The organism is Desulfovibrio sp. (genome assembly GCF_009712225.1).
Taxonomy (GTDB): Bacteria; Desulfobacterota; Desulfovibrionia; order Desulfovibrionales; family Desulfovibrionaceae; genus Desulfovibrio.
This window is the reverse complement of the sequence record NZ_WASP01000003.1, coordinates 408257-433689: the sequence shown is the minus strand read 5'-3', so window position 1 is coordinate 433689 and position 25433 is coordinate 408257. Positions and strand designations below refer to the sequence as shown.

The window sequence follows — 25433 nt, the reverse complement described above, 5'->3', positions numbered from 1 at the left end:
GTTTCGGTGAAACGCCCGCCGCAGTGTGCAGAAGGTATATGGTTTGGCTCTATGCGGCCTTGATGCTGCCGTCTTTTACGTGGAACAGCGCCGCCTGCGGCTCTGCCCTGCGCAGCAGCTCGGCCATGTGCGGCTGGCAGGTAAAGTAGAGCAGCTGGTGGGCCTTGCCTTGTCCGCCGCCAGTCAGTTCCACAAAGGCCCTCGCCGTGCGCTCGGCTCGCTGAGGGTCAAAGTTGACCAGCACTTCGTCCATGATGACGGGCAGGGGCGAAGCGTGCAGTGCGTGATTTTTGATGTAGGCGAGGCGCAGGGCCAGATAGGCCTGCTCACGCGCGCCCCGGCTGAGATTTTCGGGCTGCATGGGCTCGCCCTGGGTGGGCAGTATGGCAAGGCTGGCGTCTTCGAGCGAGGCGTTGATGCCGCGCCAGCGCTGGCCCGTAATGCGGGTAAAAATGCTGGAGGCGATGCGGATGACCTCTGGCTGGCGTTCCTGCTCAAAAGTGCGCTTGGCTGTTTCCAGTATGCTTCTGGCAAGGGATATGCGGCTCCAGGCAAAAGCCATGCGCTCCATGTCTTCCACCAGTGCGGCCTCCTGCTGGAGCAGCTGCGAGAGCTCGTCGGTGCGTGAGAGTGCGTCTACCTTGTTGCCCAGATCGCCCACCTTTTTGACAAGGTTTTCTTCCTGTTCCTGTATGGCCGTAAGCTCTTCGCCAATGGCGGCGCTACGGCGCTCCTGGCTTTCCTGATCTTCATGGCCGAAGGAATCGATAAACTCCTGCAAGGGGGTTTTGTCTGCCGCCAGTCGCAGGGCGTCTTCCAGATCCTGCCGACGCAGGGTGAGGGCGCGCAGTTCTTCGTGCAGGGCCGCCTGACGCAAAAATTCCTCTGCGTCGTGTGCCCCGGCCATGGCCAGCAGCGAGCGTTCCGCACCGCGGGCGCTTTCAAGGGCGGCTTCTGCGGCGCGGGCTTCGTCTTCCATTTCGGTGACTTCATTTGCGAGGCTGCTGCGGTGATTGTTGGCCTGTGCCATGGCCTCAGCCGCCTCCAGCGCGGCATCAAGACTGAGCAGCCAGTCGGGCTGGTTGTCCGCATCGTGCTGCAGGGCAAAGCCAAGCTCGGCCAGCAGCGCCTGCAGGGGGTCGCGCAGGGCGGTCAGCTCTGTGCGGCTCTGGGTGAGCTGCGACTGGGCGCGTTGCACGGCTGCCTCGGCTGCGAGGCAGTTTTCCATGTACTTGAGGGCTTCGCGCACGGTTTCGGGGTCAAGGTCTGTGCCGAGGCCAAGGTCCTTCAGGCAGGCGGCCCACTGGCTGCGGGCCTCGTTGAGCCTTTCCTGCGCCACGCGCAGCTCTGCGCTGGCCTCAGCCTGACGGGTGCGGGCACGTTGCAGCTCGCTCTGCGAATTTTGCAGCGCGGCTTCGGCCTTGATGCGCAATTCGCGCGCGGCATCGGCCTCGCGGCACGATTCAAGCACCTGACGCACGGCCTCGGCCAGCGTGTCGGAATCGGCATTGGCGGGCAGACGCTCGGCCACGGCGGGCACCAGGCGCATGCGGGCTTCTGTCTGATGCAGGTCTTCATCGAGTGAACGCAGTTCCGCTTCTGCTGCCGCCACAGCACCAAAGGCAAGGCGGGCGGCCTCCGCGCGGGCAAAAAAGGCCGATGCGCCCTCTGGCGAGGGAACATTGGCCACATGCAGGGCCAGCATGAATTCGTGCCAGCGGCGGCGGGTCTGCTGCACGATGCCTTCTACCTCGGCGCGTACGGCCTGACGTTTGCTCACCTCGGTGCGGGCCATATCCATGGCGTGCTTGAGTTCGTCCATGTCCTTGCGGGCGCGTTCTTCTTCAAAGCACTGTTCGCGCTCGTGTTCCAGCAGAACTTCGCGTGCTTCAAGAGTTATCAGGTCCATGCTCTGCACGCCTGCAGCGGCGCAAAGCTGGCTGGCCTGTTCGTCCAGTTCCGCCACATGGGCGGCGCAGGCATCGCGCCTTCCGAGCAGCTGAATCTGTTCCTGTTTGCGGCGTTTGGCCTCTGGCCCGTTGTGCGGCACGCCGCCCGCAAGAAAGCCCACGCCGCAGAGCAGCATGAGGTAACCGGACCACAGGCTCACGGGCAGATCAAGGCCGGGTGACAGGGCAATGCTGGTGAGGCCCATGCGCCAGTATGCCAGCAGCATGGCGGCCCCGCCCAGAAAAAATGCGATGCCCAGCACCAGCAGCGGGATGTTTTTTACGCGCGAAACCGGTGGTTCGTTGCCAATGCGGGTGTTAAGCTCGTCCAGCCTTTCGCGCTCGGTGGCAAGGGTGGCCGAAAGGGCGCGCAATTTGCGCAGGGCAAGGGTCTGGCCGTCCAGGTCTTCGCGGCTGGGGCCATTGGCGTGGCGCTGCTCCTCGCGCAGTGCCTCGGTGCGGGCCTTGACGGCAGCCACCTGTTCCTCGGCCTGCCGTACTTCCTGTGCGGCATCGTCGCACTGGTGCATTTTTTCCTGCACGTCTGCGGCAAGGGCAATGGCTTCCTCCTGCCGGGCAAGCAGGGAATCGAGCAGGGACTCGGCCTGAGTGCTGTCTGCTGCGCCGTTGACAACCAGCCGCAGGGGATTGAACGCCCGGGAAAATGTGGTTTTTGCTTCCTGCACGGCGCGCTGGCGCAAGGGCCGCTGGCGGCGGCCTTCCTCCTGCCGGGCAAGGGCCTGGCGCAGGCTGTCGCGGGCGTCGTCGTCCAGTGCGGCGGGCGGTGCGGGCAGCAGGTCGAGTGCTGCCGTATTGGTGGCAACCTCGCGCTCTGCGCTTTCAACCTCGCGGTTGCTCTGGGTCAGGCTGTCCACAGCGGCCTGATGGGCAGACGCTGCGGTGCGCATTTCCCGGCCCTGACGTTCTAGATCTTCGCGGGCAAAGAGCGAACGGTCAGTGGTGCGGATGCGGTCGCATGTCCAGTCTGGCCCAAGGCGCGAAAGTTCACGGTTCAGGTCGTCCTGCGCGCGCAGCAGGGCTTCTTCCTGTGCTGGCAGAGCTCCAAGCGCCTGGCGAAAGCCGCTTTTACGCTCGGCCATACGGCGCAGGGCGGGCAGGGCTTCCAGCAGGGGCTGGTTGATTTCAATGGCATCGCGGCGCTGGCGCAGGCGGCTGAGTTTTTCCATCTGCGCGGCCCACTGGCGTTCGCAACCCTCGCGGGCTTCCTGCGCGCGGGCCAGCCGTTCCCTGCCGTTTTCTGGAAAGGACGCGCTGATAGGGTTGATGCGCTCAAGGCGCGCACCGGCCATGCGCCATTCGTTCCATTGCAGCCACACGCCAAGGCGGCGCTCGAGCACGCGGCGTTCTTCCTCAAGCTGCACTTTGCGGTGGCGCAGGTTGGCAAGGGCCTCGCGTTTTTCGGCAAGGTCCATGGCCATGCTGTCGTAGCCCGCGCATTCCTGCTCCAGCAGGGCCTTGCGCTGGCGCAGTTCGGAAAGCTGGCGCAGGGCGGCATTGAGGGCGGGCTTGCTGCCGCCGCTTTTAAAAATTTCGTCGGCCTGCTTGTCGAGCAGCTTGAGCGCCTCGCCGGGCGAGCGCAGCCCCGGCCCAAAGCTTGCGCCGTACAGGGCATTGCGCACGCCCTCGTCGGTGAGGCTGTTGAGGTCCTCAAGCTCGGTAAGGCTGAAGCCAAAGACATTACGGTACACGTCGCGGCTCACGCCAGAGAGCATCTGCCGCAGCATGTCTGGCTCCAGCGGTTTGCCCTGGGCATCGGTGAGGGTGAGCACGCCGCCGTTGCTGCCGGGGCGACGGGTGAGGCGCAGCAGGCCGCGATCATCAGCCTGCAGATCCATGCTGCCACCGGGCTGGCCGCCGCGCAGGGGGCCGGGAATACGCTTGTATTCCTTGTTGCGCGGGTCGGGGTAGCCGATGAGCATGGTACGCAAAAATTCAAGGCAGGTGGATTTGCCCGCTTCATTTTCGCCCAGAAAGATGGAAAGCCCCGGCGAAAGATTTTCAACGCTCACGTCCGAAAAAATGCCGAAACCGTCCATGTGGAAGGACTGGATATACATCAGCGGGCCTCCAGAAGATCGGTGCACAGGCGTTCGGCCTCTTCCAGCAGGGCTTGCATGCGCTCATCGTCGGGTTGAGTGAGAATGTGGCGTAACTGCCCGTGTTCATAAAGCTGCTTGAGAGCTGGCGCGGCCACATCGTGCAGGGTGTCGCCGCCTTGCGCCATGCGGTCGGCCAGGCGCAGGGCCTCGCCCAGCAGATCCTCGCGCTGCAGGTATTGCTCGCGGTCGATGGCTGGGCTGGTTTCTGCCAGCATGTCCTTGAGCCATACACTGGGTGTGGAGGTTTGCAGGTGGGCCAGCCTTTCGGCCAGATCTTCCTGATTGACCGAGTCGCGCAGTGCCGCATCAAGCGGGGTGCGGCCACGCAGAACCACGCGGGCGATCAGGGCTTCGCAGCCGGGGTCGGTGGCTTCGGCGGCCTGTTCCAGCGCAAGGGTGGTGCGGCGTTCCACCTCGTTGAGGTCGGCCACGTCGTCCAGGTCAACCTGCACCCTGGCCCACTGCACAGGCCCAAGACGCACAAAATCTTCGCGGCAGGCAAACGTGCCGTCCGCCTGGTGGCTGGCCGTAACGCGCAGGCAGCCGCGCGGACCGGGTTCGTTGATGTGCAGCCCCTGCGAATTACCGCTATAGGCAACAAAGGGCTGCGTGCTCAATGTGGCCCGCTCGTGCACATGGCCCAGTGCCCAGGCGTCGAGCCCTGTATTTTTTAGGTCGTCCAGCGAGCAGGGGGCATAGCGGTCGGCCTTGCTCTGCCCTTCAACCGTGCAATGCAGTACGCCCAGCTGAAAGCACTGGTGCTGCTGGCTGCGGCGGAACATGCGGGCAAGATTGCGGCCTTCCTTGATTTTTGCATGGCTGATGCCATGCACCACGGCCACCACCTGGCCGTCTTTTTCAATGGTATGGCTTTCGGCATCCGGTCCGAAAATGGTCACATTGTCGGGCCATTGCACGGCTGCAAGGCGCGACGAAAGGGGGTCATGGTTGCCGTGCGCCAGAAAAACCCGCACACCGGCATCACGCAGGCGGCGGCACCCGTCGCACAGTTTGAGCTGGGCTTTTACGCTGTGGTTTTCCTCATTATATACGTCGCCCGCAAGAATAAGAAAATCCGGCTTGTCTGTTTCGCACAGCCGGAACAGGCGTTCCATGGCCTTGAATGTGGCCTCTTGCAGCAGACGCGCCAGATGTGCGCCCTGTGACGCCGAGCGGGAAAGCCCCTGAAACGGCGTGTCCAGATGCAGATCGGCGGCGTGAATATAGCGGATGCCGTCCATGCGAAAGCCTCTGTTTATGGATTGGAGGGAAAATATTGCTGAAATCTAGACTTTTTCAAGATAAATGACAAGCGCAGCGCCCAATTATGATACCTGCCAAGGGGATGCAGAAGCGAATCATGCAAAATACCACGAGGGGCCAACCGATAATGTCGGTCAGCCCCTCGTGGTGTAAAGGCGGCCTTGGGCAGGGGCTGTGCCTATTCCTGTACGGCGGGGTTGCCGTGCACTGGCAGGGAACCGTTGCGGATAAAGTGGTCCACAAGGCCAAAAACGGTTTCGTTGCCGCAGAAATTGCCGGCGGCAATGGCGGCCTTGTAAGCTGGCAGGTTGGCCTCGAACTTTTGCAGCAGCTCAGGCTCAAGGGTATGCATGTCGGCCTGCATGCCGTAATTCAGGCGTTCGATGTACAGGGCGTTGAAGCGCTGTTCCACCATGGCCTTGAGGGGCAGGGTAAGTATGGGCTTGCCAAGGTGCAGGGCCTCGCCCATGAGGGTGTGCCCGCCGCCCTGAACCACGTAGGAGCAGCCTTCGAGCAGACGAAGGAACCCTTCCTCGCTCTTGCGCATGAAGACCACGTTGTCTTCCTGCCCTTCTGTGCGGTCGTAACCAAAAACATAGCAGGTCTTGCGCGTGGCGGCGCGCAAAAAGTCCACAAGTTTACGGTGGGTTGAATTGCTCTGATACACAAGCACGTGGCCGTCGTCGCGCGGGTTGAGGGCAAGCACGCTGTCGCGCAGAATGGGCGGGGCCACGCGCGCCTTGTACTGGGGCAGCACCGGCGGCGCGTAAAAAGAAATGATGAGGTTCTCTGCCGTGGGGCGAAAAAGGTAGCGTGGGGTAAGACCCTGCACAAATGTATCCCACCACATGTTGGGCGGCAGGTTGTGCTGGCAGCAGGTGATGATGTGCTGGTGGTCGAGGGTCAGGCAGGGGATGCCCGCCTTTTCGGCTGCGCGCGGCACAAAGTATTCAAGATCGGTCATGCAGACATCGGGCCTGAATTCGTCGATCAGACGCGAAACCTGGTCAATGTAGCGCTGCCTGTGCAACAGCAGGGGAATGGCGCGGCCAATGGTTGCTGCCATGTCCACCTTGTAGTTTTTGAACACCGTGCCCAGATTGGGCAGGCGGCGCACGGGAAATTCCGGCTCAAGAATTTTGGGCGCGTCGTCGTCTGCCACAAAAAGAAATTCGTGCCGTGAAAGGCGACGGGCAATGGTCAGGCCGCGCATGGCGTGCCCGTGGCCTGTGCCGTGAATGCCGTATAGTACGCGCGCCATGGTGCTCCTTTGCGCCTGCCGCAGAATAGGCGGAGGCTTTGCGGCGGCAAGCCTACCAACGCCGGGCGGGAGCGTCAATTACCTGTCTTGACGGCTGCGGGCCTGTTCTCTACCATCTTGCCACATTGCCGGCTGCCAAGGCAGACGGTGGGCGCTGCTGCGCCAGCGGAGCACACATGCACGAGCCCAGCACAGGGGCGAGCCCGGCGGGGCCGCTCTGTAACGTGACCATTCCTGTTTTTAACAGGCCCGCAGCCACTGAAAGCGCAGTTCGTGCGCTGGCCCAAACCTCTCGCGAGGTTCCGTTTCACATTACAGTTGTGGACAACGGCAGCGAACCGGAGCTGGTAAAAACCCTGCTGCGCCTGCGCGACGAGGGGGTCATAGACAATCTTTTTCTGCTGCCTCGCAACATGGGCGTGGCCTGCGCTGCCAACGTGGGCTGGGAACTTGTGCCAGCGCCGCTGTACATGAAGCTTGATAACGATACGGCCATGGTGCGGCGGCACTGGCTGCGTGACCTGCTGGCCCTGTGGAGCCACGGGCAGCCTGTCTCGAATCTTGGGGGCGCGTTTAACCGCGAAATGCTGCATAAAACCCCTGGCTGCCAGCAGACCCCGCTCGGAGAACTGGGCCTGTGCGTGGGCAATCTGCCCGGGCAGGCCGTGCTGGTGCCGCAGGCTGTTTCAGAAAAGCTGGGCTTCTGGAATGAAGAATACGGCCTTTACGGCGGCGAAGACGGCGATTACGGCCTGCGCATGCAGGCTGCGGGCCTGCCGCAGTATTATTATCTTGGGCCTGACTATTTCGAGAATATCAGGGAAGACGACGATGCCCGCCAGACCTACGTGGCGCGCGGCATAGACAAGCGCAGGCTGCACAGGGAGCTGGTCATCAGGGATAACCTGTGCATGGGCAAACTGTTCATGAACAAGATTCTCTACCAGTCTGGTCTGCGCTCACTTGCTCCCATGCGTCGCTATGCCGTGGAGGATGTGGACAGTCAGGGCCGGGTGCGGCTGGGTGAAAGGCGCGAGTACAAGGAATTTCAGCGCGACCTTGCTGGAGTGGCGGCGGGGTTGAACAATCGTTTCAGAGATTATGTCATGTCTTATCAGCTGGATGCTGACACGGCAGAAGCAATGCGGCAGATGCTTGCCAAGCATGCCCAGGCCGCAAAAATCAATCAGGGGCTATAATGAACGCACGCAAGATCAGGGAAGACCTGGGCCGGGCCAAGGCCTGCTGCTCGCGTCACGATACGGAAAGAGCGCTTTTTTTGACCATTTCAGCCCTCAAGGATCTGGGCGGGCAGAGCGCCCCGCTGGATCTGCGCGGGGATTTTCGCTCGGCTTTTGCCGAGCTTGCCGCCGACCCGGACCTGAAAGCCGCCGGGGTACCGGCGCTGACCTATTCGCCCGGAACGGAAAAGGACGTGCTGCAACAGCTTTCGCAGGTTTACCGAGCACTTAAAGGGCAGGAAAAAGAAGAGGAATACCAGGCCGCACTGCAGCGCAAACTCAACCTCGACCATTGCTTCAGCGACGGGAAAAAATTTCTGGCCGAGGGCAAGGCCACAGAGGCTGACGCCTGCTTTGTGGAGGCTCTCAAGCACTACAGGGACGAGAAGGCAATTTTTGGCATGATGGCCAGGGCCATGATGGATGCCGGGGAATATGTACGCGCCATGGGGCATGCGCGCAGCGGCCTTAAGGAACTGCCCAATGATGAAGAGCTCACGCGTATAATCGAGGAGTGCACCCGCCTGCGTCAATAGGCCTACAGGCGCGGTTTTTGCATCTTTTGACGAAAAATTGACGGCGGCAAAAGCTGCCGCAAGGAGTCGTCAATGAGCAGGCAGGATCGCGTCAAGTCGGTTCCCTATATGGCTTTGAGCGCCGCTCTTCTCGGTTGCGCGCTGTTTTTTGCAGTCACGCTTTGGCGGGGTGAGAGTCTCGGCGAAAGTGGAGAACTTGCCTACACCCCCAGTTTTGATGTACGAGCAGACGTTGTAAGCGCCATGCGGGTTGTACCCCTGGCGGGAACAGCTCTGCGCAGTCCTAGTGTAAGCAGGGACAAAAACGCCGCTGTTTCATTAGCTTACTAACAATCTGGGTTTGCCCTGACAGTGCGAGCCCCCTGTGGTAAGCCTTTTTTCTTCATTACCTATTTATGCGCTAGCGTAAGCAGAGTTTGCGCAATCCTGTTTTTGCGTGGAGAAAAATGATCAGCACGCTTTTTTCTCAGCCTTTGAACTGATCCTCACAAACGGGTAGCGGGTCTGCCCTGATTTTTCAATTACAATTGCTTGTAATTTATGTATTGGTGCTTTTAAAACATACTAAATTACCATGTTGTATTGACTTTGTTCACGAATGTGTCTATATTATACAAGATGCCCGTTTAGAAAGGGTAAAAAGTCATGTTGTTCTCACCGCAGTAGTGCCATGCTTAACTCTATTTTCTTCAATAATTCCTACGTGGCCAGGTGACTGATCAGGAGTGATCGGTCACGGTGTTGCCATTTATTAAAGGACACGTTTGCCTTATGAATTGGGACTGGGACAAACTACAGGAAAAACGGCAGAAGCAAGGTTCTAACCCTCCGCCACGGCAGCCGCAGGATTTTGATTCTGACGACACCGAGCAGGAAGAAGAAGCACCACGCGCCAGGCGCACTCCCTTCAACAACGGTCGCGGCCCCGGCGGCGACGAAAATCCGTTTGCCAAGATCGCCCGTATGCGTTTTCCCAACGGTCGGGCCATCTTTGTTGTTGTTTTTGCTATTGTGGGGCTGTGGCTTCTCTCTGGCATATACATCATCAACCCCGACGAGCAGGGCGTTGTACTGCGTTTTGGCAAATATAACCGCACAGAGGGGCCTGGCCCCCACTATGCGTGGCCCACACCCATCGAATCTGTATACAAACCGCAGGTAACCCAGGTTTTGCGCGGCGAGGTTGGCTTCCGCTCTGTGGGACAGACGGCCACCTTCCAGCAAGGACAGGTGCGCACCGTTCCCGAAGAAGCCTCCATGCTCACGGGTGACGAAAACATCGTCAACGTGCAGTTCAGCGTACAGTACAAAATCAGTGATCCTGTGGAGTACCTTTTTAACGTCACCGCTCCGGCAGCCCTTGTGCGCAACGCCGCCGAGGCCGCCATGCGCGAAGTTATCGGCAACAGCCTGATCGATTCGGCCATTACCGACGGCAAGCTGAAAATCCAGAGCGAGGCCACCCACCTGCTGCAGACCGTGCTTGACCGCTACGGCGCAGGCATTCAGGTGCTGGCCGTGCAGCTGCAGGACGTGCATCCGCCGCAGGAAGTTATTGACGCCTTCAAGGATGTTGCCAGCGCCCGAGAGGACAAAAGCCGCATCATCAACGAGGCAGAGGCCTATCGCAACGAGCTGCTGCCCAAGGCCAGAGGCCAGGCGGCCGCCATGGTAAACGATGCCGAGGCCTACAGCGCCACGCGCCTGCGCACCGCAGAGGGTGACGCCGCCCGTTTTGATGCCCTGCGCATCGAGCACGACAAGGCTCCCAAGGTGACAGAACAGCGCCTCTATTATGAAGCCATGGAAGAAATTCTTTCCAACGCGGGTGAAAAGGTAGTTATGGACAACCCGACCGCCGGGCGTACCTTACCTTACCTTACCCTGCCCGGTCTCGGCGCTCCCGCATCGCCCAAGACGCTGGAGAAAAAATAATGAGCAGAAATCCCTTAGCCCTGACCCTGATTGCTCTTGTAGTTCTAGTCGTAGGCACGCAGGGCTTTTTTACCGTGCACCAGACGCAGAAAGCCCTGGTATTGCAGCTGGGTGAACCGCTTTCGCAGGTTTATGGCCCCGGTCTGCATTTCAAGATTCCTTTTATCCAGAACGTGGTCTATTTCGATGCCCGCGTGCTGGATTATGAGGCGCGCTCGCGTGAGGCCTTTACAGTAGACAAGAAGGCCATTGTGCTCGACAACTACGCGCGCTGGAAGATTATTGATCCCTTGCAGTTTTACCGCACCATGCGTTCTATCCCCGGGGCGCAGGCTCGACTGGACGACGTTGTCTACTCACAGTTGCGGGCGCTTGTGGGCGCATACACCCTTACAGAGGTAGTGTCTTCGCACAGGGCGGCCATTATGAAGGAAGTGACCAACAAGGTTTCCGACCTTATGCATGGCTACGGGGTAGAGGTGTTGGACGTGCGCATCAAGCGCACTGACCTGCCGCCAGAAAACCAGCGCGCGATCTTTGGTCGCATGCGGGCCGAACGCGAGCGGCAGGCCAAACAGTATCGTTCGGAAGGCGAAGAGGAATCCACGCGTATTCGCTCGGACGCCGACCGTCAGCGCGCAGTTATCTTGGCAGAGGCGGCGCGCGCTGCACAGATTGAACGAGGGCAGGGCGATGCCAAAGCGGCAGCGGCATACGCTCAGGCCTATAACAAGGCCCCCCAGTTCTACGCGTACCAGCGCTGGCTTGATGCCATGCGCAAGTCATTAAAAGAGAACAGTAAAATGGTGCTTTCTAACGAAACGCCATTGCTCAATCAGCAACGTTGATGCGTGGGTCACATCCACGCTAGGAGTCGAAGATCTATGCCCGGTTTTACAGAGATTTATGAGCGCATCAAACTGGCCACCAACAGCCGCACTCAGGTTGAGCTGGCCGAAGTACTGGACATCCGTCAGTCCAGTATCTCTGATGCCAAGAGGCGCAATTCCGTGCCTGGTGACTGGTTCATGAAATTGTTTGAGAAGTTCGGCCTCAACCCCGACTGGCTCAAGCAGGGTGTTGGCCCCATGTACCTTCGCACCGAGCAGGGATACGTGCCCGAAGACGCGCCTGCCGCCCTCGCCGAAACTGCTGCCCACTATGGTGATGCCATGGCCCGTGGTGGTATCCATTCGGTTTATGATGCCAAGTGCGTATACAGCGATGACGCTCCTCGGCCCGCACTCGCCCTAGCGGGAAAAATCTCACTGCCTCTTTCGCTTACGCGTGATGGCCTTCAGGTCTTGCGTGTGCGCGGTGCCAACATGGCTCCCTTTATTTTTGAGGGTGCGCATGTGGGCGTGGATACCATGGATACAGACGTGGTCTCTGGCCGTGTGTACGCCATCTTTGCCCCCAATGAGGGGCTGGTGTTGCGCAGGGTCTTTTTGAACAGCACACAGGATGGCTATGTGCTGCGTTCGGAGGCTGCGGCCTTTCCTGAAACGCAGCTTCCGGCAAGCCTGTTGACCAAGCGCATGCTTGGCCGCGTGGCGTGGGTGCTACAGGAAGTATAGGCAATGATGCAACAGTCGGCTTTGGCCGCTCATACTTTGTGCAGGAAGGTCTGGTCGGTCTGTAGCATCGCCGGGTGCTTGCTGTTGTGCGCCTGCAGTGGCGCGCAAACGGCTTCTTCACCCGCGCGCGGCGGTGACGGCATAACGTCGTACGACCTGCCGTCTTCTCCCGCTGCGGGGACGCCGTCGTATACAACGCCGTATACCGCGCAGCCTGTTTCGCCGCAAGGTTCTCAGGGCACTGTTTCCCCCGGTTATGCCGGGGGCAACAGTGCCCCAACCTACGGCCAGCCACAGGCGCAGCCTTACGGTTATGGCGCACCCGCGCAAAATACCACGCCCGCTTACGCGCCCTCGTATGCGCCAGCCCAGCCACAGCCAGCAGCTATGGCCGGGGGGATAGCGCCAGCGTGGCAGCCCCTTGCCGCACGGCTTGCGGCTGACGGGCTTTCCGGCCCGCGTGTGGATGCACTGCTGGCTACGCTCAGCGCCACGCCCACGCAGTCGCCCATGGGCAGAAAAATGCGCGAGCTGTACAACCGCAAGTTTTTCCCCAAGCCTCCGTCCACCGCCCCGGCCGCCCAGTATTACAAGGGCGTGCTGACCGAGGCCAATGCCCAGCTGTGCCGCGATTTTGTGGCCCAGAACAAGCGTGCCTTTGATCAGGCCAGCGCACGCTATGGCGTGCCTTCGTCTATCGCGGTTTCGCTGCTTTTTGTGGAAACCCGGTTGGGCAAGGTACTGGCCGATGTGCCAGAAAACGCTTTTTACACTCTCGCCAGCATGGCGGTGACGCGTCAGCCCTCGGATATTCCCGAATGGTTGTCGCGCATGCCCGGCTACGAGGAACATCTGGACTGGTTTGCCGAAATCATGCCCAAACGGGCCGACTGGGCCTACAAGGAAGTTAAGGCCCTGGTGGAGCACATGCTGCGCGACAATCTTGATCCGCACCATTTGCCCAGCTCCATCTACGGTGCTGTGGGTCTGTGCCAGTTCATGCCTTCCAACATCGCCACCTACGGCGCGGATGGCGACGGTGACGGCAAGGTTGACCTGTTCACCATACCCGATGCCGTGGCCAGTCTTTCAAACTATCTGGCAAAGCATGGCTGGCAGCCAGGCCAGCCCCGGGCTCGGCAGCATCAGCTGCTCATGGCCTATAACCATGCGAGCATCTACGCCAACACCATTCTGGCGTTGTCAGACATGGTGAACGGCGCGCCCTCGCCAGAGGCCGCCAAGGCTGCACAGGCCAAGCCAGCCCCGGCAAAACCCGCAGCAGCCAAGGCTGTTCCGGGCAAGACCGCCCCGGCCAAGACCAAGCCAGCTCCGGCCAAGCCGTCCAATGGCAAGGTGCAGGGCCAGTAAAGCCAGCCCGTACCTGTTGTAAATGATCAAGGCCATCCCGCTGCCACAGGCTGCGTGATGGCCTTGGTTTGTGGCGTACGCATGGCTGCTCCACATGTTGGGTGTGTGAATCTTGCCATCGCGGTTTTGCAGTGGCATACTTTGACGATGAACACCACTTCCACCGCGCAGCCCCCCCTGACAGAAGGCAATCGACCGCTGGCCGACCTGCCCCCTTTGCCATCGCTCTGCCGTGCTGGTGCCCTGCGGCCCGTGCCCAACGATACCGCCTGCTTTGCCCTGTGGGACAAGTACGCCATGTTTCCCAACATTCGGCGGCATTCGCTGCTGGTTGCGCATGTGGCCACGGTTCTTGCCCAGCGGGCAGCAGATATGGGCTTTGACGTGCGCGTGCCAGAGGTGCGTGCTGGCGGCCTGCTGCACGACATTGCGAAAACCTACTGCGTCAAGCACGGCGGCAGCCATGCGCAGGTTGGCGCAGCCTGGACAGTGGCCGAAACCGGAAACTACGCCATCGCCCAGGGGGTGATGATGCATGTGTGGTGGCCGTGGACCTTGCCCCAAGGGCCGGAAATCTGTTCCCTGCCGTTTTTTGTCATCTACGCGGACAAGCGCATCCGGCACGACAGCTGCGTTACGCTTGAAGAGCGGTACGAAGACCTGCTTGAACGCTATGGCCGCAGCGCGACCTCGCGTGAGGGCATTGGCGTGGCCTACAAGCAGGGAAAAAATATTGAAAGCGCCCTTGAGGCGCAGCTGGGATGGACCCTACATGAAAATTCTTTTGATTGCGGGCGGGTGGTCGACTGAGCGCGAAGTTTCGCTCAACGGTGCGCACGCCATGCAGCAGGCGCTGGTTGAGCGCGGCCACAACGTAACGTTTTTTGACCTGCTCTCGGGCTTTGATCGCCTGCTTGAAACCGCCGCTGCACACGATTTTGCGCTTATCAACCTGCACGGCGCGCCCGGCGAAGACGGTCTGGTACAGGCCATGCTGGAGCGCGTGGGCTGTCCCTACCAGGGTTCCGGTCCTGCGGGTTCATTCCTGGCGCTCAACAAAAGCGCGGCCAAGCAGATTTTTCGCCATGCAGGCCTGCCCACCGCAGATTGGGAATTTTTGCCCCGCACCCCCGAGGCTGGCTGGCAGCCCTCGTTGCCGTACCCACTGTTTGTCAAAAGCAATACTGGCGGCTCTTCGCTGCGTATGGGCCGCGCGGCCAATCGCGCCGAACTTGACGCCGTGCTGAAAGGCATTTTTGATGTGGGTGATGAGGTCATCATCGAGCCCGTGCTGGCTGGACGCGAGGTAACCTGCGGCATTCTGGGTGATACGGCTTTGCCGCCCATTTTGATCGAGCCCGTGGCAGGTGATTTTTTTGACTACGAAAGCAAATACGCCAAGGACGGCGCGCGTGAAATCTGCCCCGCGCCCATCAGCGAGGTCCTCACCGCGAGGGTGCAGGAGCTGGCTCTTGCAGCGCACAAGGCCCTTGGCCTGCGGGGCTACAGTCGGGCCGACTTTATTCTGGGGGCCGACGACAGCCTTGCCATACTTGAGGTCAACACCTTGCCGGGCATGACGGCCACAAGCCTGGTGCCGCGCGAGGCCCGCACCGTGGGCATGGATTTTGGCCAGCTGCTCGAAAAGCTCATTGAGCTCGGGCTGGCTGGCCAGCGCCGCAACTGATACCTACGGGCCGTCCGTCTCAGGCGGACGGCCCGGACAATAGGCTGGCATGCTGGCCGCTGCCAGCATGCCGCGGTTCTCTGACCGCCGCCCCTGCACATTGGCGCGCCCACACATGGGCAGACGCACATTCTGGTGATCAATGACGCACAGCAAGGCTTTTGCGGGGCATCTGGCTGCCCTGTTCTGTATTCTTGTGTGGGGAACCACATTTATTTCCACAAAGGTATTGCTGCGGGCATTTTCGCCAGTAGAGATACTGTTCTTTCGTTTTTTGCTGGGCTACGCGGCCCTGTGGCTTGCCTGCCCGCGCTTTCTGCGGCTCACAGACAGGCGGCAGGAAGTGTTGTTTGCCTGTGCGGGCCTGTGCGGTGTGACGCTTTATTTTCTGCTTGAAAATATAGCTCTTACCTACACCTTTGCCTCAAACGTGGGCGTGATTGTGGCCATCTCGCCTTTTTTTGCGGGCCTGCTGGCTTTTTGGCTGCTGCGGGCCGAACGGCCCGGTCTGAACTTTTTTCTGGGTTTTGTGGCGGCCATGCTGGGCATTGGCCTCATAAGCTTCAGCGGCAGCACCCAGTTGCAGCTTAATCCCGTGGGCGATGTGCTGGCTGTACTGGCCGGGCTTTCGTGGGCGGGCTATTCCATTCTCACACGCAAGCTCATGGCCTTTGGCTACAACAGCCTGCAGGTTACGCGGCGCTGCTTTTTTTACGGGCTTCTGTTCATGCTGCCCGCTCTGCCCTTAATGGATTTTTCGTGGAATCTTGAGCGGCTGGCTGATTTCACCAACAGTGCCAACCTGCTGTTTCTGGGGCTGGGGGCGTCGGCCCTGTGCTTTGTTGCCTGGACATTCGCCATCCAGCGCCTTGGTGCGGTGAAGAGCTGTGTTTATATCTATCTTGTTCCCGTAGTCACGGTCATCACGGCAGTGCTGGTGCTGCACGAGCGCATCACCCTGATGGCCGCCGCAGGCACTGCCCTGACCCTGTTGGGACTGGCAATATCTGAAATGCGCAGTTTCAGCCTGCTGAAAAAAGCGGAGCCATTGCGCCGCTAGAGGCACACTTCCTGCTGTATTTTGGTCCAGGAGCACACTCGTTTCACTGCTTGGGATGCGGTCAGCCGCATCCCTTTTTTTATCTTGTGCGCCCGCCGTGTATGAGCGACATGGGCTTGCTCTCTGGCAATGGGCATATCTCCGCACACCATAATACTATGGCAGGCAGCCCGACTATGCCTGCAGTAATTGGGCAGGGGTGTTGCGAAAAGGCAAAAAGTCGCTTATCACGACTGCCCGACGTATTTTTGGAGCAATATTACTTATTGCTGTTGCGGCGATGTGTCTGGCGCAAGGTCTGGCACATCCATTGACAACAGTGTTGGTTTGCTGGCGCATAAAAACACTCAACATTCATTCAAGCAAGATCAGGGTCACATGGAAAGTTTTATTGGCGTGCTGCAACAGATACAGGAAATTGTCTGGGGTCCCCCAACCATGATCCTGCTTCTGATTACCGGTTTGTATTACACCCTTCGGTTGGGGTTTCTTCAGTTTGTGCATCTCCCCAAGGCCATCCGCTATATTTTTGAAAAAGAAGAGGGGCAGGGCGTGGGCGACGTTTCCGCATTTGCCTCGCTTTGCACCGCCCTTGCCGCAACCATAGGAACTGGCAGCATTGTTGGCGTGGCCACCGCCCTGCGTGTAGGCGGCCCCGGTGCGTTATTCTGGATGTGGGTTTCGGCCATCCTCGGCATGGCCACAAAATATGCCGAAGGCGTGCTGGCCATCAAATACCGCTCCATCGACGAAAATGGCGAGGTGGCTGGCGGCCCCATGTATTACATAGAGCAGGGCATGGGGCTGAAGTGGAAGTGGCTTGCCAAGATGTTTGCATTTTTTGGCGCAGTAACTGCATTGATGGGCTGCGGCACGTTTCCGCAGGTCAACGCGATTACAGAATCTGTCAGCAATGCCTTTAACGTGCCGATCCCGCTGGTTGGCGCGGTGGTAACCATTGCCACGGCCGCTGTTGTTATTGGCGGCATAAAATCCATTTCTAGTGTGGCAGAGTATGTTGTGCCCCTGATGGCGGCGTTTTACGTTGCCGCTTCGGCATATGTGCTGTTCAACCAGTCTGCGGCGCTGCCCGGAGCTCTGGCCCTGGTTGTAAAGTCTGCATTTGAGCCGACCGCGGTTGCTGGCGGCGCCACTGGCGCCGTGATTGTTTCCATAATGACCGCAATGCGCACAGGCATCGCCCGGGGCGTGTACACCAATGAAGCCGGGCTCGGCAGCGCCCCCATTGTGGTGGCTGCGGCCAAGTCTGATTCTGGCGTACGGCAAGGCCTCATTGCCATGACGGGCGTGTTTTTTACCACTATTGTCATCTGCACCATGACCGGGCTCGTAATCATTACCTCGGGCCTGCTGGAAAGCTCATCGCTTGACGGCGGCATTCTTTCCAATGCCGCATTCAATGCGGGCATGTCTGGCGACATGGGCATGTACGTGGTGTCCATTGGTCTGGTGTTCTTCTCATTTACCACAATTATTGGCTGGAACTACTACGGCGAGCGCTGCATGGTGTATCTGACAGATGGCGTGAAGTACGTGATGGCCTACAAAATCCTTTACATAGTGTGTGTTGCTGTTGCACCGTACCTGTCGATCAGGCCTATCTGGTATATGGCCGATATCACCAATGCCCTCATGGCATTCCCCAACCTGCTGGCGTTGCTTGTGCTGAGCCCCGTTGTCATAGCGGAAACAAAGAAATATTTTCAGTAATGCAGGCGCACGTGCGATCGAACAAACGAAAAAAAAGGCCGGATTAATCCGGCCTGACGCTGCTGCAGTTTTGCAGAAGGGGCATTCCTGACCGTGGCATGGGCCGCAAGCAGGAATGCCCCGTTTTGTTAGCGGGATATGTAGATCTTACAGCAATACCCCAAGTATGAGGGCCGCCCCGCTGATAAGGTAGCATTTGCGTACCAGATGTCCGTGCGCGTCCAGCGGCAGCCAGTCGCCCTGCCCAGCCGCGCGGATGCGCCCGCAGGCGATAATATAAAAGGGCAAACCCAGCAGGCACAGGGCCACAGGCCAGCCTGCAAGGCCAGCCGCCCACAGGTTGAGCAGCAGTATCCACACAGCAGGCCACCACAGCCGGAAAACCAGAAAAGCCTGACGCTTGCCAAGCCTGTTGGCCAGCGTATGTTTACCCGCCGCCAGGTCTGTTTCGATTTCGGGCAGGCTCTGGTAGTACAGCACCCCTGCCACCATGAGCCCCACGGGCAGGGCAAGGGCCAGACTGCAAGGCTCGAACCGGCCAAGCAGCAGGGTGGTGCTGGCGCCCACCATGATAAAACCCATGTTGAGGCATACAAAAACTTCGCCCAGCGCCCGGTGCCCATAGCGCAGGGGCGGTGCCACATAGAACACGGCAGAGGACACGGCAAACAGGCTCAAGCTCCACAGCGCAGGCCGCAAGGCCGGGGCCAGACCCATGATCAGCGCACCGCCCACGGCCAGGGTGGCCGGTGTGAGCAGCAGCAGGGCAATGGAAAGCTGGCGCGGGCTGATGAGCCCCGACTGGATGACGCGTGAACCGCCGATATTGTCGCCCCCGTCCACGCCAAGAATGTGGTCAAAGAGGTCGTTTGCCAGATTGGCTATGGTCAACCCCATAAAACAGCCCGCCAGCAGCAGGGCATAGCTTGCCCACTGGGCGGCGTTTATGCTACCCTGCAGCCGAAAGCCGAGGGCAAGGGCCAGAGTTACGGGAATGGCCGCCGTAATGAAAAAGGGCGGGCGGCAGGCCTGCCACCACGCCCTGATATGCTGGCGTAAGGATAGTTTTGCAGCTTCGGCAGGGCGGGGAACCCATGCCTCGCGCAACAGATCGCCGCAGCGCATTACACGCCTCCTTCGCTCCACTTGTAAGGAATGGAATGGTCGTTGACTGGAAGTTTCAGCCCCTCGGTGGGGTCGTGGGGAATGTCGGCGCAGTTGCAGATAAGCGCCGGGGCATCGCCCATGGCCGCAAAGCCGTACCACACGTTTACCGGAATACGCAGCAGGCCGTAATTTTCCGGGCGGCCCAGAACCAGCTCGCGCACGGTGCCGCGCGTTTCTGAACCGGGCCTGTCGTCAAACAGAACAATTTTCAGCTGGCCCACAGGCACGGCAAAGTGCTGCGTCTGCAGGGTGTGGCGCTTCCACGCCTTGACGTGGCCGGGCAGCACCTCTGAAAAGTAGATTTCGCCAAAGCCCTTGCTGAAGTCTGGCAACAGGGGCGAGCCGGAGCGCAACATGTGCAGCACCGGCCCACCCTCTGTGGAAATGACCTTCAGCGGTTGCAGCAGTGCACCAGCAATGCCCACATCCTGCAAAGTCATTTCTGACGTACTCATTACTTTACCCAAACCTGATTGCGCTGCTCGGCGGCGTTGACGTAGGCCGCGATCTGCCCAAGGGTGAAGTCGAGCATATTGCGGGCCTGCTTGCCTTCCTGCCCCTTGTAGAAGCAGTGGTACCATTCGGCGGTGTAGCGGATGGTTTCGTCAAAGGTGAGCGTGGCCTTCCAGTTGAGGTGGGCCAGGGCTTTGTCGCAGCAGAGCTTGAGCAGGGTGCATTCTTTCATGCCGGCCTGACCCTTCTTGTCCATCTCGCTGGTAAAGCCGGGCCAGTGCAGGGCCAGGGCTTCCACCACTTCTGCCACGGTATTGTTTACGTCGGCAGCTGGGCCAAAGTTGTAGGCCTGACCGCGCAGGTTGAAGGGCTCGTTAAGGCCCAGCAGCAGGCGCGCGCCCAGCCACAGATAACCGGAAAGCGGCTCGAGAACCAGCTGCCAGGGGCGCGTGGCCCACGGACTGCGGATCTGCACAGGCTGGCCCGCCGCCCACGAACGCGCGCAGTCGGGCACAATGCGGTCAAGAGCCCAGTCGCCGCCGCCAATCACGTTGCCCGCGCGCACCGTGGCGCAGGCGGGTCCTTCCTTGAAAAAGCTTTCAAAGTACGAATGGGCGATGATTTCTGCGCAGCCCTTGGAAGCGGAGTAGGGATCGTGCCCGCCGAGATGGTCGGTTTCGCGGTAACCCCAGACCAGCTCGTCATTGCGGTAGCACTTGTCAGAGGTAATCATGATCACAGCCTGCACTTCGGGGCAGGCGCGAACCGCCTCAAGAACATTGAGGGTTCCCATCATGTTGGCTTCAAATGTCATGGCCGGGTCGTCGTACGACTTGCGCACCAGAGCCTGCGCCGCAAGATGGAAGACCACATCGGGCCGGAACTGGCGCATGGCCTTGACCATGGCCTCGCGGTCGCGAATGTCACCGCGCACGTCGGCTTCGAGGTGCGCACCGAGGTTCATGGCGTCATAGTGCGAGGGCGTGGTGGGCACGCAGTCTGAAAAACCGCCGACCACTGCGCCCATCTGGGTGAGCCATGCCGCAAGCCATGAGCCCTTGAATCCCGTGTGACCGGTTACAAAGACCCGGCGTCCTTTATATGCGTTGGCAAACATGTAGGTTCCTCGTTGGGGTTTTCGCGCGCAGACTGACGCGGAAAGGAAATTTTCAGGCGGTGAAGCGGGCTTCGGCCACGGGCATGCCCGCAGCCGAAGCCGTGTAAATACGTGTTGGCAAACAGCCGGTTATATCCAGAAAGCCTTGCCTGCGTCCCACATCTCGTTGAGCTTGATGGAGTCGCGCAGGGTGTCCATGCACTGCCACTGGCCGGGGTGCGGGTACATGGAAAGCTGCCCCTCCGCCGCCAGGCGTTGCAGAGGTTCTTTTTCCAGATCGCAGGCTTCGTCTTCGGTAAGATAGTCAAGAAACTCGCGCTTGAAGACGAAAAATCCGCAATTGATAAATTCGTCCAGCACGGGCTTTTCTTCCCACGAAAGAATCTTGCCGTCCGCATCAGTGCGCACCGTACCAAAGCGCGAGGGCATGCGCACGCCCGTGAACGTGCCCATGCTGCCAGACTGCTCGTGGAATTCGATGAGCTTGTTCAGGTCGATATCGGCGACGCCGTCGCCGTAGGTAACCATGAAGCGGTCGGTATCGATGTATTTGGCCACGCGCTTGAGGCGGCCACCCTTCTGCGTTTCCTGCCCGGTGTCGCACAGGGTCACGCGCCAGTCCTCAATGGGATTGGGGTAGGTGGTGATGTTGCCGCTTTTGAGGTCAACGGTAAAATCCGTGTTGCGGATATTGTAGTCGTGGAAATACTGCTTGATGACCTCGCCCTTGTAGCCAAGGGGCAGGATAAAATCCTTGAAGCCAAAGCGGGCATAGATGGACATGATGTGCCAGAGCACGGGCCGACCGCCGATCTCAACCATGGGTTTGGGCTTGACCGAGGTTTCTTCGCGCAGACGCGTACCCTTGCCCCCGCACATGATGATGACTTTCATTATAAGCCTCCTGCCGCCGCGTTTCATGGGCATATTCCGTTCGCGGCGTGTGGCCCATGTGTAGCAGAATGGCGCGAGGAAAAAAAGCCCCGCCAGGGCACTTGTTGCGGCGAGGGGGGCACTTTGCATTTGTCGCCGTGCGGAGTAGACTGTGCAGAAAGCGTTCAAACCCGAACTTTGAGTGCAAGAGAGGTAGTTATGAAGTTGTTTCGTCGAGCTTTGCTGTTGCCGCTGGTTGTGTTGCTGGGCGCACTGGTTGCGGCCTGCGTTACTTCTGGCCCGCAGAAGGCCCTGAACGACGTGGCTGATGCCCTGAACAAAAATGATGGCGGGGCCTTTCTGGCGCAACTGGACATGAAGCCTTTTGCAGCCAACCAGATTAAAAATATGACTCGCGAAGACCAGGCTCTCAATGCCCTTGATTCCATGGGGCGCATGCTTGGCCTGGGCGGTATGGAAGATCTGCTGGGCAGCGTGGTGGACATGCAGGCCCGGTTGCAGAAGCAGTACATGCGCGGTGTGAGCACGGGCGAGCTGGTGGCGCAGTGCGCCAAGGCTGATACCCCTGATTGCCCGTGGGTTCCTGAAAGTCTGAAGAGTGCCAAAGTTGTTGAGCTTGGTGACGATGCGGCCATTGCGCAGGTTACCACGCCCGCCCGCATGACCAGCTGGCTTGCCCTGCGTAAGGTTGGCGAGAAGTGGCTGGTGGTTGGCCAGGCCGTGATGGAAACCACTGCCCGCGAATATGCGATGCAGAAGGCTCCGGCTGCTCCGGCCAAGCCTGCGCCTGTGGCGCCCACGCCGCATGAAGCGCCCGAGAAGACGCCTGTGCCAGGGAATCGCGCTGACAAAGACGGCGTAAGCAAGATTTAGGAAAAGCAAGAGATGAGAGCGTTGCGGCGCGGGGAGAGCCTGTCAGCCGCATTTACGCAACGTCTTTTTTGGCCTGACGGCGTTAAAATCCTGTTTTTGATGCTCACGTACATGAGTACGCTGGGCTCAAAAGCAGGATTTTTCCTTGTCGGGCCAGAAAAACGCGTATTTTGCAAATTCGGCCAACACCAGCCATCGCCTTCGCTGCGCTCTGGCGAATTTAAGGAAGGGGACACCACGACCTGCTTTTGATGGTGGGCAGCGAAAGGCAGAAACGCCAAAGGCGGGAATGGTCGGTGACGGGCAGCTGAAAAGGCGAAAAGTAGAGAATCGTTAAGTGACGGGTGAATTGTTCAGGGGCAAGCGCTGAAGGGCAGAACGTTCGTGGTGGCGAAGGGCAGGTCAAAGAATATTTTTCAACCGTCAAAATTATGCGTGGTATTGGGCTGAAGCAGAATTTCATCCAAGGCGGGAGCGGAGTGTAGCAGTTACGCGTCGCGGAGGGAGATCACCTGAGCGAGAGCAGCGAGTGAGGGAAGCGCTCGCAGCACAAGACGCGTGCCTTCACCATTCTACGGAAATTGAAAATGTTCTTAGGAGGTGCTTCGGGGGGATGCAAGGGGGGCACAGCCCCAGAACCGGCCCCCCCTTGCTGCGCGCCGCGCAAGCATCCCAAGATTGGCCGGACGGCGAAAAATCGTGCTCGAAGGGCCGCAAAGATCAAAGGCTCCTCCCTCCTCCAGGAGGCTAAGCCAGCCTATTCCTTCCCGTATTCGCTCTCGCTTACTTCTTCAAACCACTCAGCGGTGCTTCCGTTAAGATCTTCCTGAATGGCAACATGGGACATGGCAGTTGTTGCTGTTCCGCCGTGCCAGTGCCTTTCGTTGGGTTCAATCCAGACAACGTCACCGGGGTTGATTCGCTGCACGGGGCCATCCTGACACTGCACGTAGCCGCTGCCAGAGGTGACGATGAGCACTTGCCCAAGGGGGTGGCGGTGCCAGCGGGTGCGGCCCGAAGGTTCGAAGGTTACGAGGGTTGAGGTTACTCGTGAAGGGGTGTTGGGTTCGGGAACCAGAGGGTCAACGCGCACCTGACCCGTGTACCGTTCTGCGATGCCTTTGATAGACGGCTGGGTTCCCACCTTGGTGATTTTCATGCGTGCCTCCGTGTCGCTGGCAAGAGGTTGTATGGTTCTGTCTTGAGCCTAGCGCGTTAGGGAAGAGCATTCAACACCGCGTGTTATTGCTGATGTTGCTTGAAGGAAAAAGATCGGGGATAGCTGGTGGTGGAATATGGTAACGAATTGCTTCTACACGCCAACTAGAGCATCGCTATCTGGCTGAAACCGAGCCGGACGGCGAAATAAAATGCCCGAAGGGCAGAAAAGTCATAGGGTGAACCCACGCGGGGGAGGCAACATCGCGCGCCGCGCAGGCACAACCCCCGCTAATTCAATACGGTCGGCGTATCTGTCGCCACCAGGCTGGCCGGGTGCCGCAGCAGCAACAACTCAAGCTCCTCAAGCAGGGTCTTGCAGCCGTCGCCCTTTTTGGCAGAGATGGTCAGCGCATGCGGAAAGGCGTCGGCCAGTTCCGCGCGGGCCGGGGCTTCCAGCTGATCCCACTTGTTCAGAATCATGAGCCTCGGCATGCGGTCCAGTTCCATCTCGGCAAGGATGGTCTCCACCGCGCTTATCTGTTGCAACAGGTCGGGATGCGAGGCATCGGCAACGTGCAGCAGCAGGTCTGCCGCTTCAAGTTCCTCAAGGGTGGCGCGAAAGGCGTCCATGAGTTCCTTGGGCAGGTTGCGGATAAAGCCCACGGTGTCTGCCAGAATAATTTCTTTTTCTGCGGGAAAGCGCAGCCTCCGCGTGGTGGGGTCGAGCGTGGCGAAAAGCTTGTTTTCGGCCAGCACTTCGGAGCGGGTGAGGGTGTTGAGCAGGGTGGACTTGCCCGCGTTGGTGTAGCCCACAAGGGCCGCCAGCGGAATGCCCTGCCGTGACCGGCGCGCACGGGTAAACGAGCGCTGCCGCCGCAACTGGTCAAGTTCCTTGCGGATACGCGCCATGCGCTCACGGATTTTGCGGCGGTCTGTTTCGAGCTTGGTTTCGCCGGGGCCACGGCCCCCAATGCCACCCATAAGGCGGTCCATGGCGCGATTTTTGCCCACAAGGCGCGGCTGTGTATAGCGCAGTTGGGCCAGCTCAACCTGCAGCTTGCCAGCGCGGCTCACCGCATGCTGCGCAAAAATATCAAGAATAAGCTGTGTGCGGTCAATAACCTTGCGTTCGGTTATGTCGGCAAGGTTGTGCAGCTGTGCGGGCGAAAGCTCTCCGTCAAATATCATCATGCCAGCGCGGCCTTGCAGGGCCAGCACTTCAAGTTCGGCAACCTTGCCTTTGCCCATGATGAGGCGCGGGTTGATCTGCGCAACGCGCTGCACCATGCGTCCGGCCACGGTCAGGCCTGCGGTGCGGGCCAGTTCGGCCAGTTCGTCGAGGTTGCGCTCCTGAATGATGCGGGGCTGCGTGCCTACGGAAACCAGCATGGCGCGGGGGGTGCCGTCCGCCTCGTGCGCGTCTTCAGCCTTGCGGGCCAGTTCTTCTTCCAGCGCTTCAGCGGTGGCGACAAACTGCGATTCGGTGCGGTCCCAGGGCTGCGGCGGGTCGAGGTGGTAGGGTTGGCCGCCAGAAGGGGAGGGCAAAAGGTGCGCCGCCTGCCACTGCACGGGTTCGCCCACCGGGTTGACGGTAAGGGCAACCACGGCATCCAGACGCAAAAAAAGCATGTCCATCAGGTCTTCCTGGCTGATACCGCCAGGATTCAGGTGGGTGTGCAGCAAACGCAGACCGCGCAGGCGTTCCTGCCCGCTGCGGCCACGCGGCAGCTCGGGAATCATGATGCTGCCCGCCTCACCCACAATAACCATCTGCACGCGGCCTTTGCGGTCGATGAGCAGACCCACCTGCCGGCCCAGAGCGCGTGAAAGCAGAGAGAGCTCGCGCGCCTGGTCAACGGTGTAGACTTCTGCCGCCGGAAACCGGCGGTTGAACAACCGCGTAAGTGCTGCAATCTGGCTCGGTTTGAGCCCTTGCACGTTGCCTTCTGGTTTAGGGATAGGATGCTCCTGCGGGAATCTGAATGTTGAACCGCACCCGCAGCCAGTGCTTCCCAGACGGGGCAGGCTGCGGGTGCG

21 protein-coding genes are annotated in these 25433 nt (G+C 59.7%); 12 read left to right on the top strand and 9 right to left on the bottom strand.

The window, feature by feature from the left end:
* Positions 1-49: 49 nt before the first annotated feature.
* The 3 genes from F8N36_RS03130 to F8N36_RS03120 form a co-directional block, all read right to left on the bottom strand.
* Entirely contained in the window at positions 50-4027 is a 3978-nt protein-coding gene (locus tag F8N36_RS03130) for an AAA family ATPase (RefSeq protein ID WP_291331278.1), read from the bottom strand.
* The gene (locus F8N36_RS03125) at positions 4027-5310 is read right to left on the bottom strand and encodes a DNA repair exonuclease (RefSeq protein WP_291331277.1); all 1284 of its coding nucleotides are present in this window, start codon (positions 5308-5310) and stop codon (positions 4027-4029) included. The genes F8N36_RS03130 and F8N36_RS03125 overlap by 1 nt, the downstream gene beginning before the upstream one ends.
* A 200-nt stretch (positions 5311-5510) precedes the next feature.
* Positions 5511-6593 carry a glycosyltransferase family protein gene (locus F8N36_RS03120; RefSeq protein WP_291331276.1) on the bottom strand — a complete coding sequence of 361 codons (1083 nt, stop codon included), beginning with the start codon at positions 6591-6593 and terminating at the stop codon, positions 5511-5513.
* Positions 6594-6769: 176 nt separating this feature from the next.
* Here F8N36_RS03120 and F8N36_RS03115 point away from each other — a divergent pair, with 176 nt between their 5' ends.
* From F8N36_RS03115 to F8N36_RS03065, 11 genes are all read left to right on the top strand, one after another.
* A complete protein-coding gene (locus F8N36_RS03115) occupies positions 6770-7792 on the top strand; it encodes a glycosyltransferase (protein ID WP_291331275.1) in 1023 nt (340 codons plus the stop codon).
* Positions 7792-8370, top strand: a complete 579-nt coding sequence (locus F8N36_RS03110; RefSeq protein WP_291331274.1) for a hypothetical protein — start codon at positions 7792-7794, stop codon at positions 8368-8370. Before F8N36_RS03115 ends, F8N36_RS03110 begins: the two co-directional genes overlap by 1 nt.
* Before the next feature lie 72 nt (positions 8371-8442).
* Entirely contained in the window at positions 8443-8700 is a 258-nt protein-coding gene (locus F8N36_RS03105; protein ID WP_291331273.1) for a hypothetical protein, read from the top strand.
* Positions 8701-9141: 441 nt separating this feature from the next.
* Entirely contained in the window at positions 9142-10305 is a 1164-nt protein-coding gene (gene hflK / locus F8N36_RS03100) for an FtsH protease activity modulator HflK (protein ID WP_291331272.1), read from the top strand.
* Positions 10305-11153, top strand: coding sequence for a protease modulator HflC (locus tag F8N36_RS03095; protein ID WP_291331271.1), 849 nt, complete (start codon positions 10305-10307; stop codon positions 11151-11153). The genes hflK and F8N36_RS03095 overlap by 1 nt, the downstream gene beginning before the upstream one ends.
* A 36-nt stretch (positions 11154-11189) precedes the next feature.
* A complete protein-coding gene (locus F8N36_RS03090; protein ID WP_291331270.1) occupies positions 11190-11882 on the top strand; it encodes a helix-turn-helix domain-containing protein in 693 nt (230 codons plus the stop codon).
* A gap of 84 nt (positions 11883-11966) precedes the next feature.
* On the top strand, positions 11967-13253 hold the full coding sequence (locus tag F8N36_RS03085) for a lytic murein transglycosylase (protein ID WP_291331269.1): 1287 nt from the start codon (positions 11967-11969) through the stop codon (positions 13251-13253).
* 147 nt (positions 13254-13400) lie between these two features.
* Entirely contained in the window at positions 13401-14063 is a 663-nt protein-coding gene (locus F8N36_RS03080; protein ID WP_291331268.1) for an HDIG domain-containing metalloprotein, read from the top strand.
* Complete coding sequence (locus F8N36_RS03075) at positions 14026-14940, top strand: D-alanine--D-alanine ligase (protein ID WP_291331267.1); 915 nt, start codon at positions 14026-14028, stop codon at positions 14938-14940. The genes F8N36_RS03080 and F8N36_RS03075 overlap by 38 nt, the downstream gene beginning before the upstream one ends.
* A gap of 142 nt (positions 14941-15082) precedes the next feature.
* On the top strand, positions 15083-16000 hold the full coding sequence (locus tag F8N36_RS03070) for a DMT family transporter (RefSeq protein ID WP_291331266.1): 918 nt from the start codon (positions 15083-15085) through the stop codon (positions 15998-16000).
* 378 nt (positions 16001-16378) lie between these two features.
* Entirely contained in the window at positions 16379-17731 is a 1353-nt protein-coding gene (locus F8N36_RS03065) for a sodium:alanine symporter family protein (RefSeq protein ID WP_291331265.1), read from the top strand.
* A gap of 147 nt (positions 17732-17878) precedes the next feature.
* Here F8N36_RS03065 and F8N36_RS03060 read toward each other — a convergent pair whose 3' ends face one another.
* The 4 genes from F8N36_RS03060 to rfbF all read right to left on the bottom strand — a co-directional run bounded on the left by F8N36_RS03060 (position 17879) and on the right by rfbF (position 21362).
* A complete protein-coding gene (locus F8N36_RS03060; protein ID WP_291331264.1) occupies positions 17879-18856 on the bottom strand; it encodes a prenyltransferase in 978 nt (325 codons plus the stop codon).
* Positions 18856-19353, bottom strand: a complete 498-nt coding sequence (locus F8N36_RS03055; RefSeq protein ID WP_291331263.1) for a dTDP-4-dehydrorhamnose 3,5-epimerase family protein — start codon at positions 19351-19353, stop codon at positions 18856-18858. The genes F8N36_RS03060 and F8N36_RS03055 overlap by 1 nt, the downstream gene beginning before the upstream one ends.
* On the bottom strand, positions 19353-20468 hold the full coding sequence (gene rfbG / locus F8N36_RS03050) for a CDP-glucose 4,6-dehydratase (RefSeq protein WP_291331262.1): 1116 nt from the start codon (positions 20466-20468) through the stop codon (positions 19353-19355). Before rfbG ends, F8N36_RS03055 begins: the two co-directional genes overlap by 1 nt.
* A 129-nt stretch (positions 20469-20597) precedes the next feature.
* Entirely contained in the window at positions 20598-21362 is a 765-nt protein-coding gene (gene rfbF, locus F8N36_RS03045; RefSeq protein ID WP_291331261.1) for a glucose-1-phosphate cytidylyltransferase, read from the bottom strand.
* A 198-nt stretch (positions 21363-21560) separates the two neighbouring features.
* On the opposite strand from rfbF, the gene F8N36_RS03040 reads away from it, so the two are divergent.
* Positions 21561-22235, top strand: a complete 675-nt coding sequence (locus F8N36_RS03040; RefSeq protein WP_291331260.1) for a hypothetical protein — start codon at positions 21561-21563, stop codon at positions 22233-22235.
* 757 nt (positions 22236-22992) lie between these two features.
* On the opposite strand, the gene F8N36_RS03035 is transcribed toward F8N36_RS03040, so the two are convergent.
* Complete coding sequence (locus tag F8N36_RS03035; protein ID WP_291331259.1) at positions 22993-23394, bottom strand: cupin domain-containing protein; 402 nt, start codon at positions 23392-23394, stop codon at positions 22993-22995.
* Positions 23395-23684: 290 nt separating this feature from the next.
* Positions 23685-25334 carry a GTPase HflX gene (gene hflX, locus F8N36_RS03030; RefSeq protein ID WP_291331258.1) on the bottom strand — a complete coding sequence of 550 codons (1650 nt, stop codon included), beginning with the start codon at positions 25332-25334 and terminating at the stop codon, positions 23685-23687.
* Positions 25335-25433 lie beyond the last annotated feature (99 nt).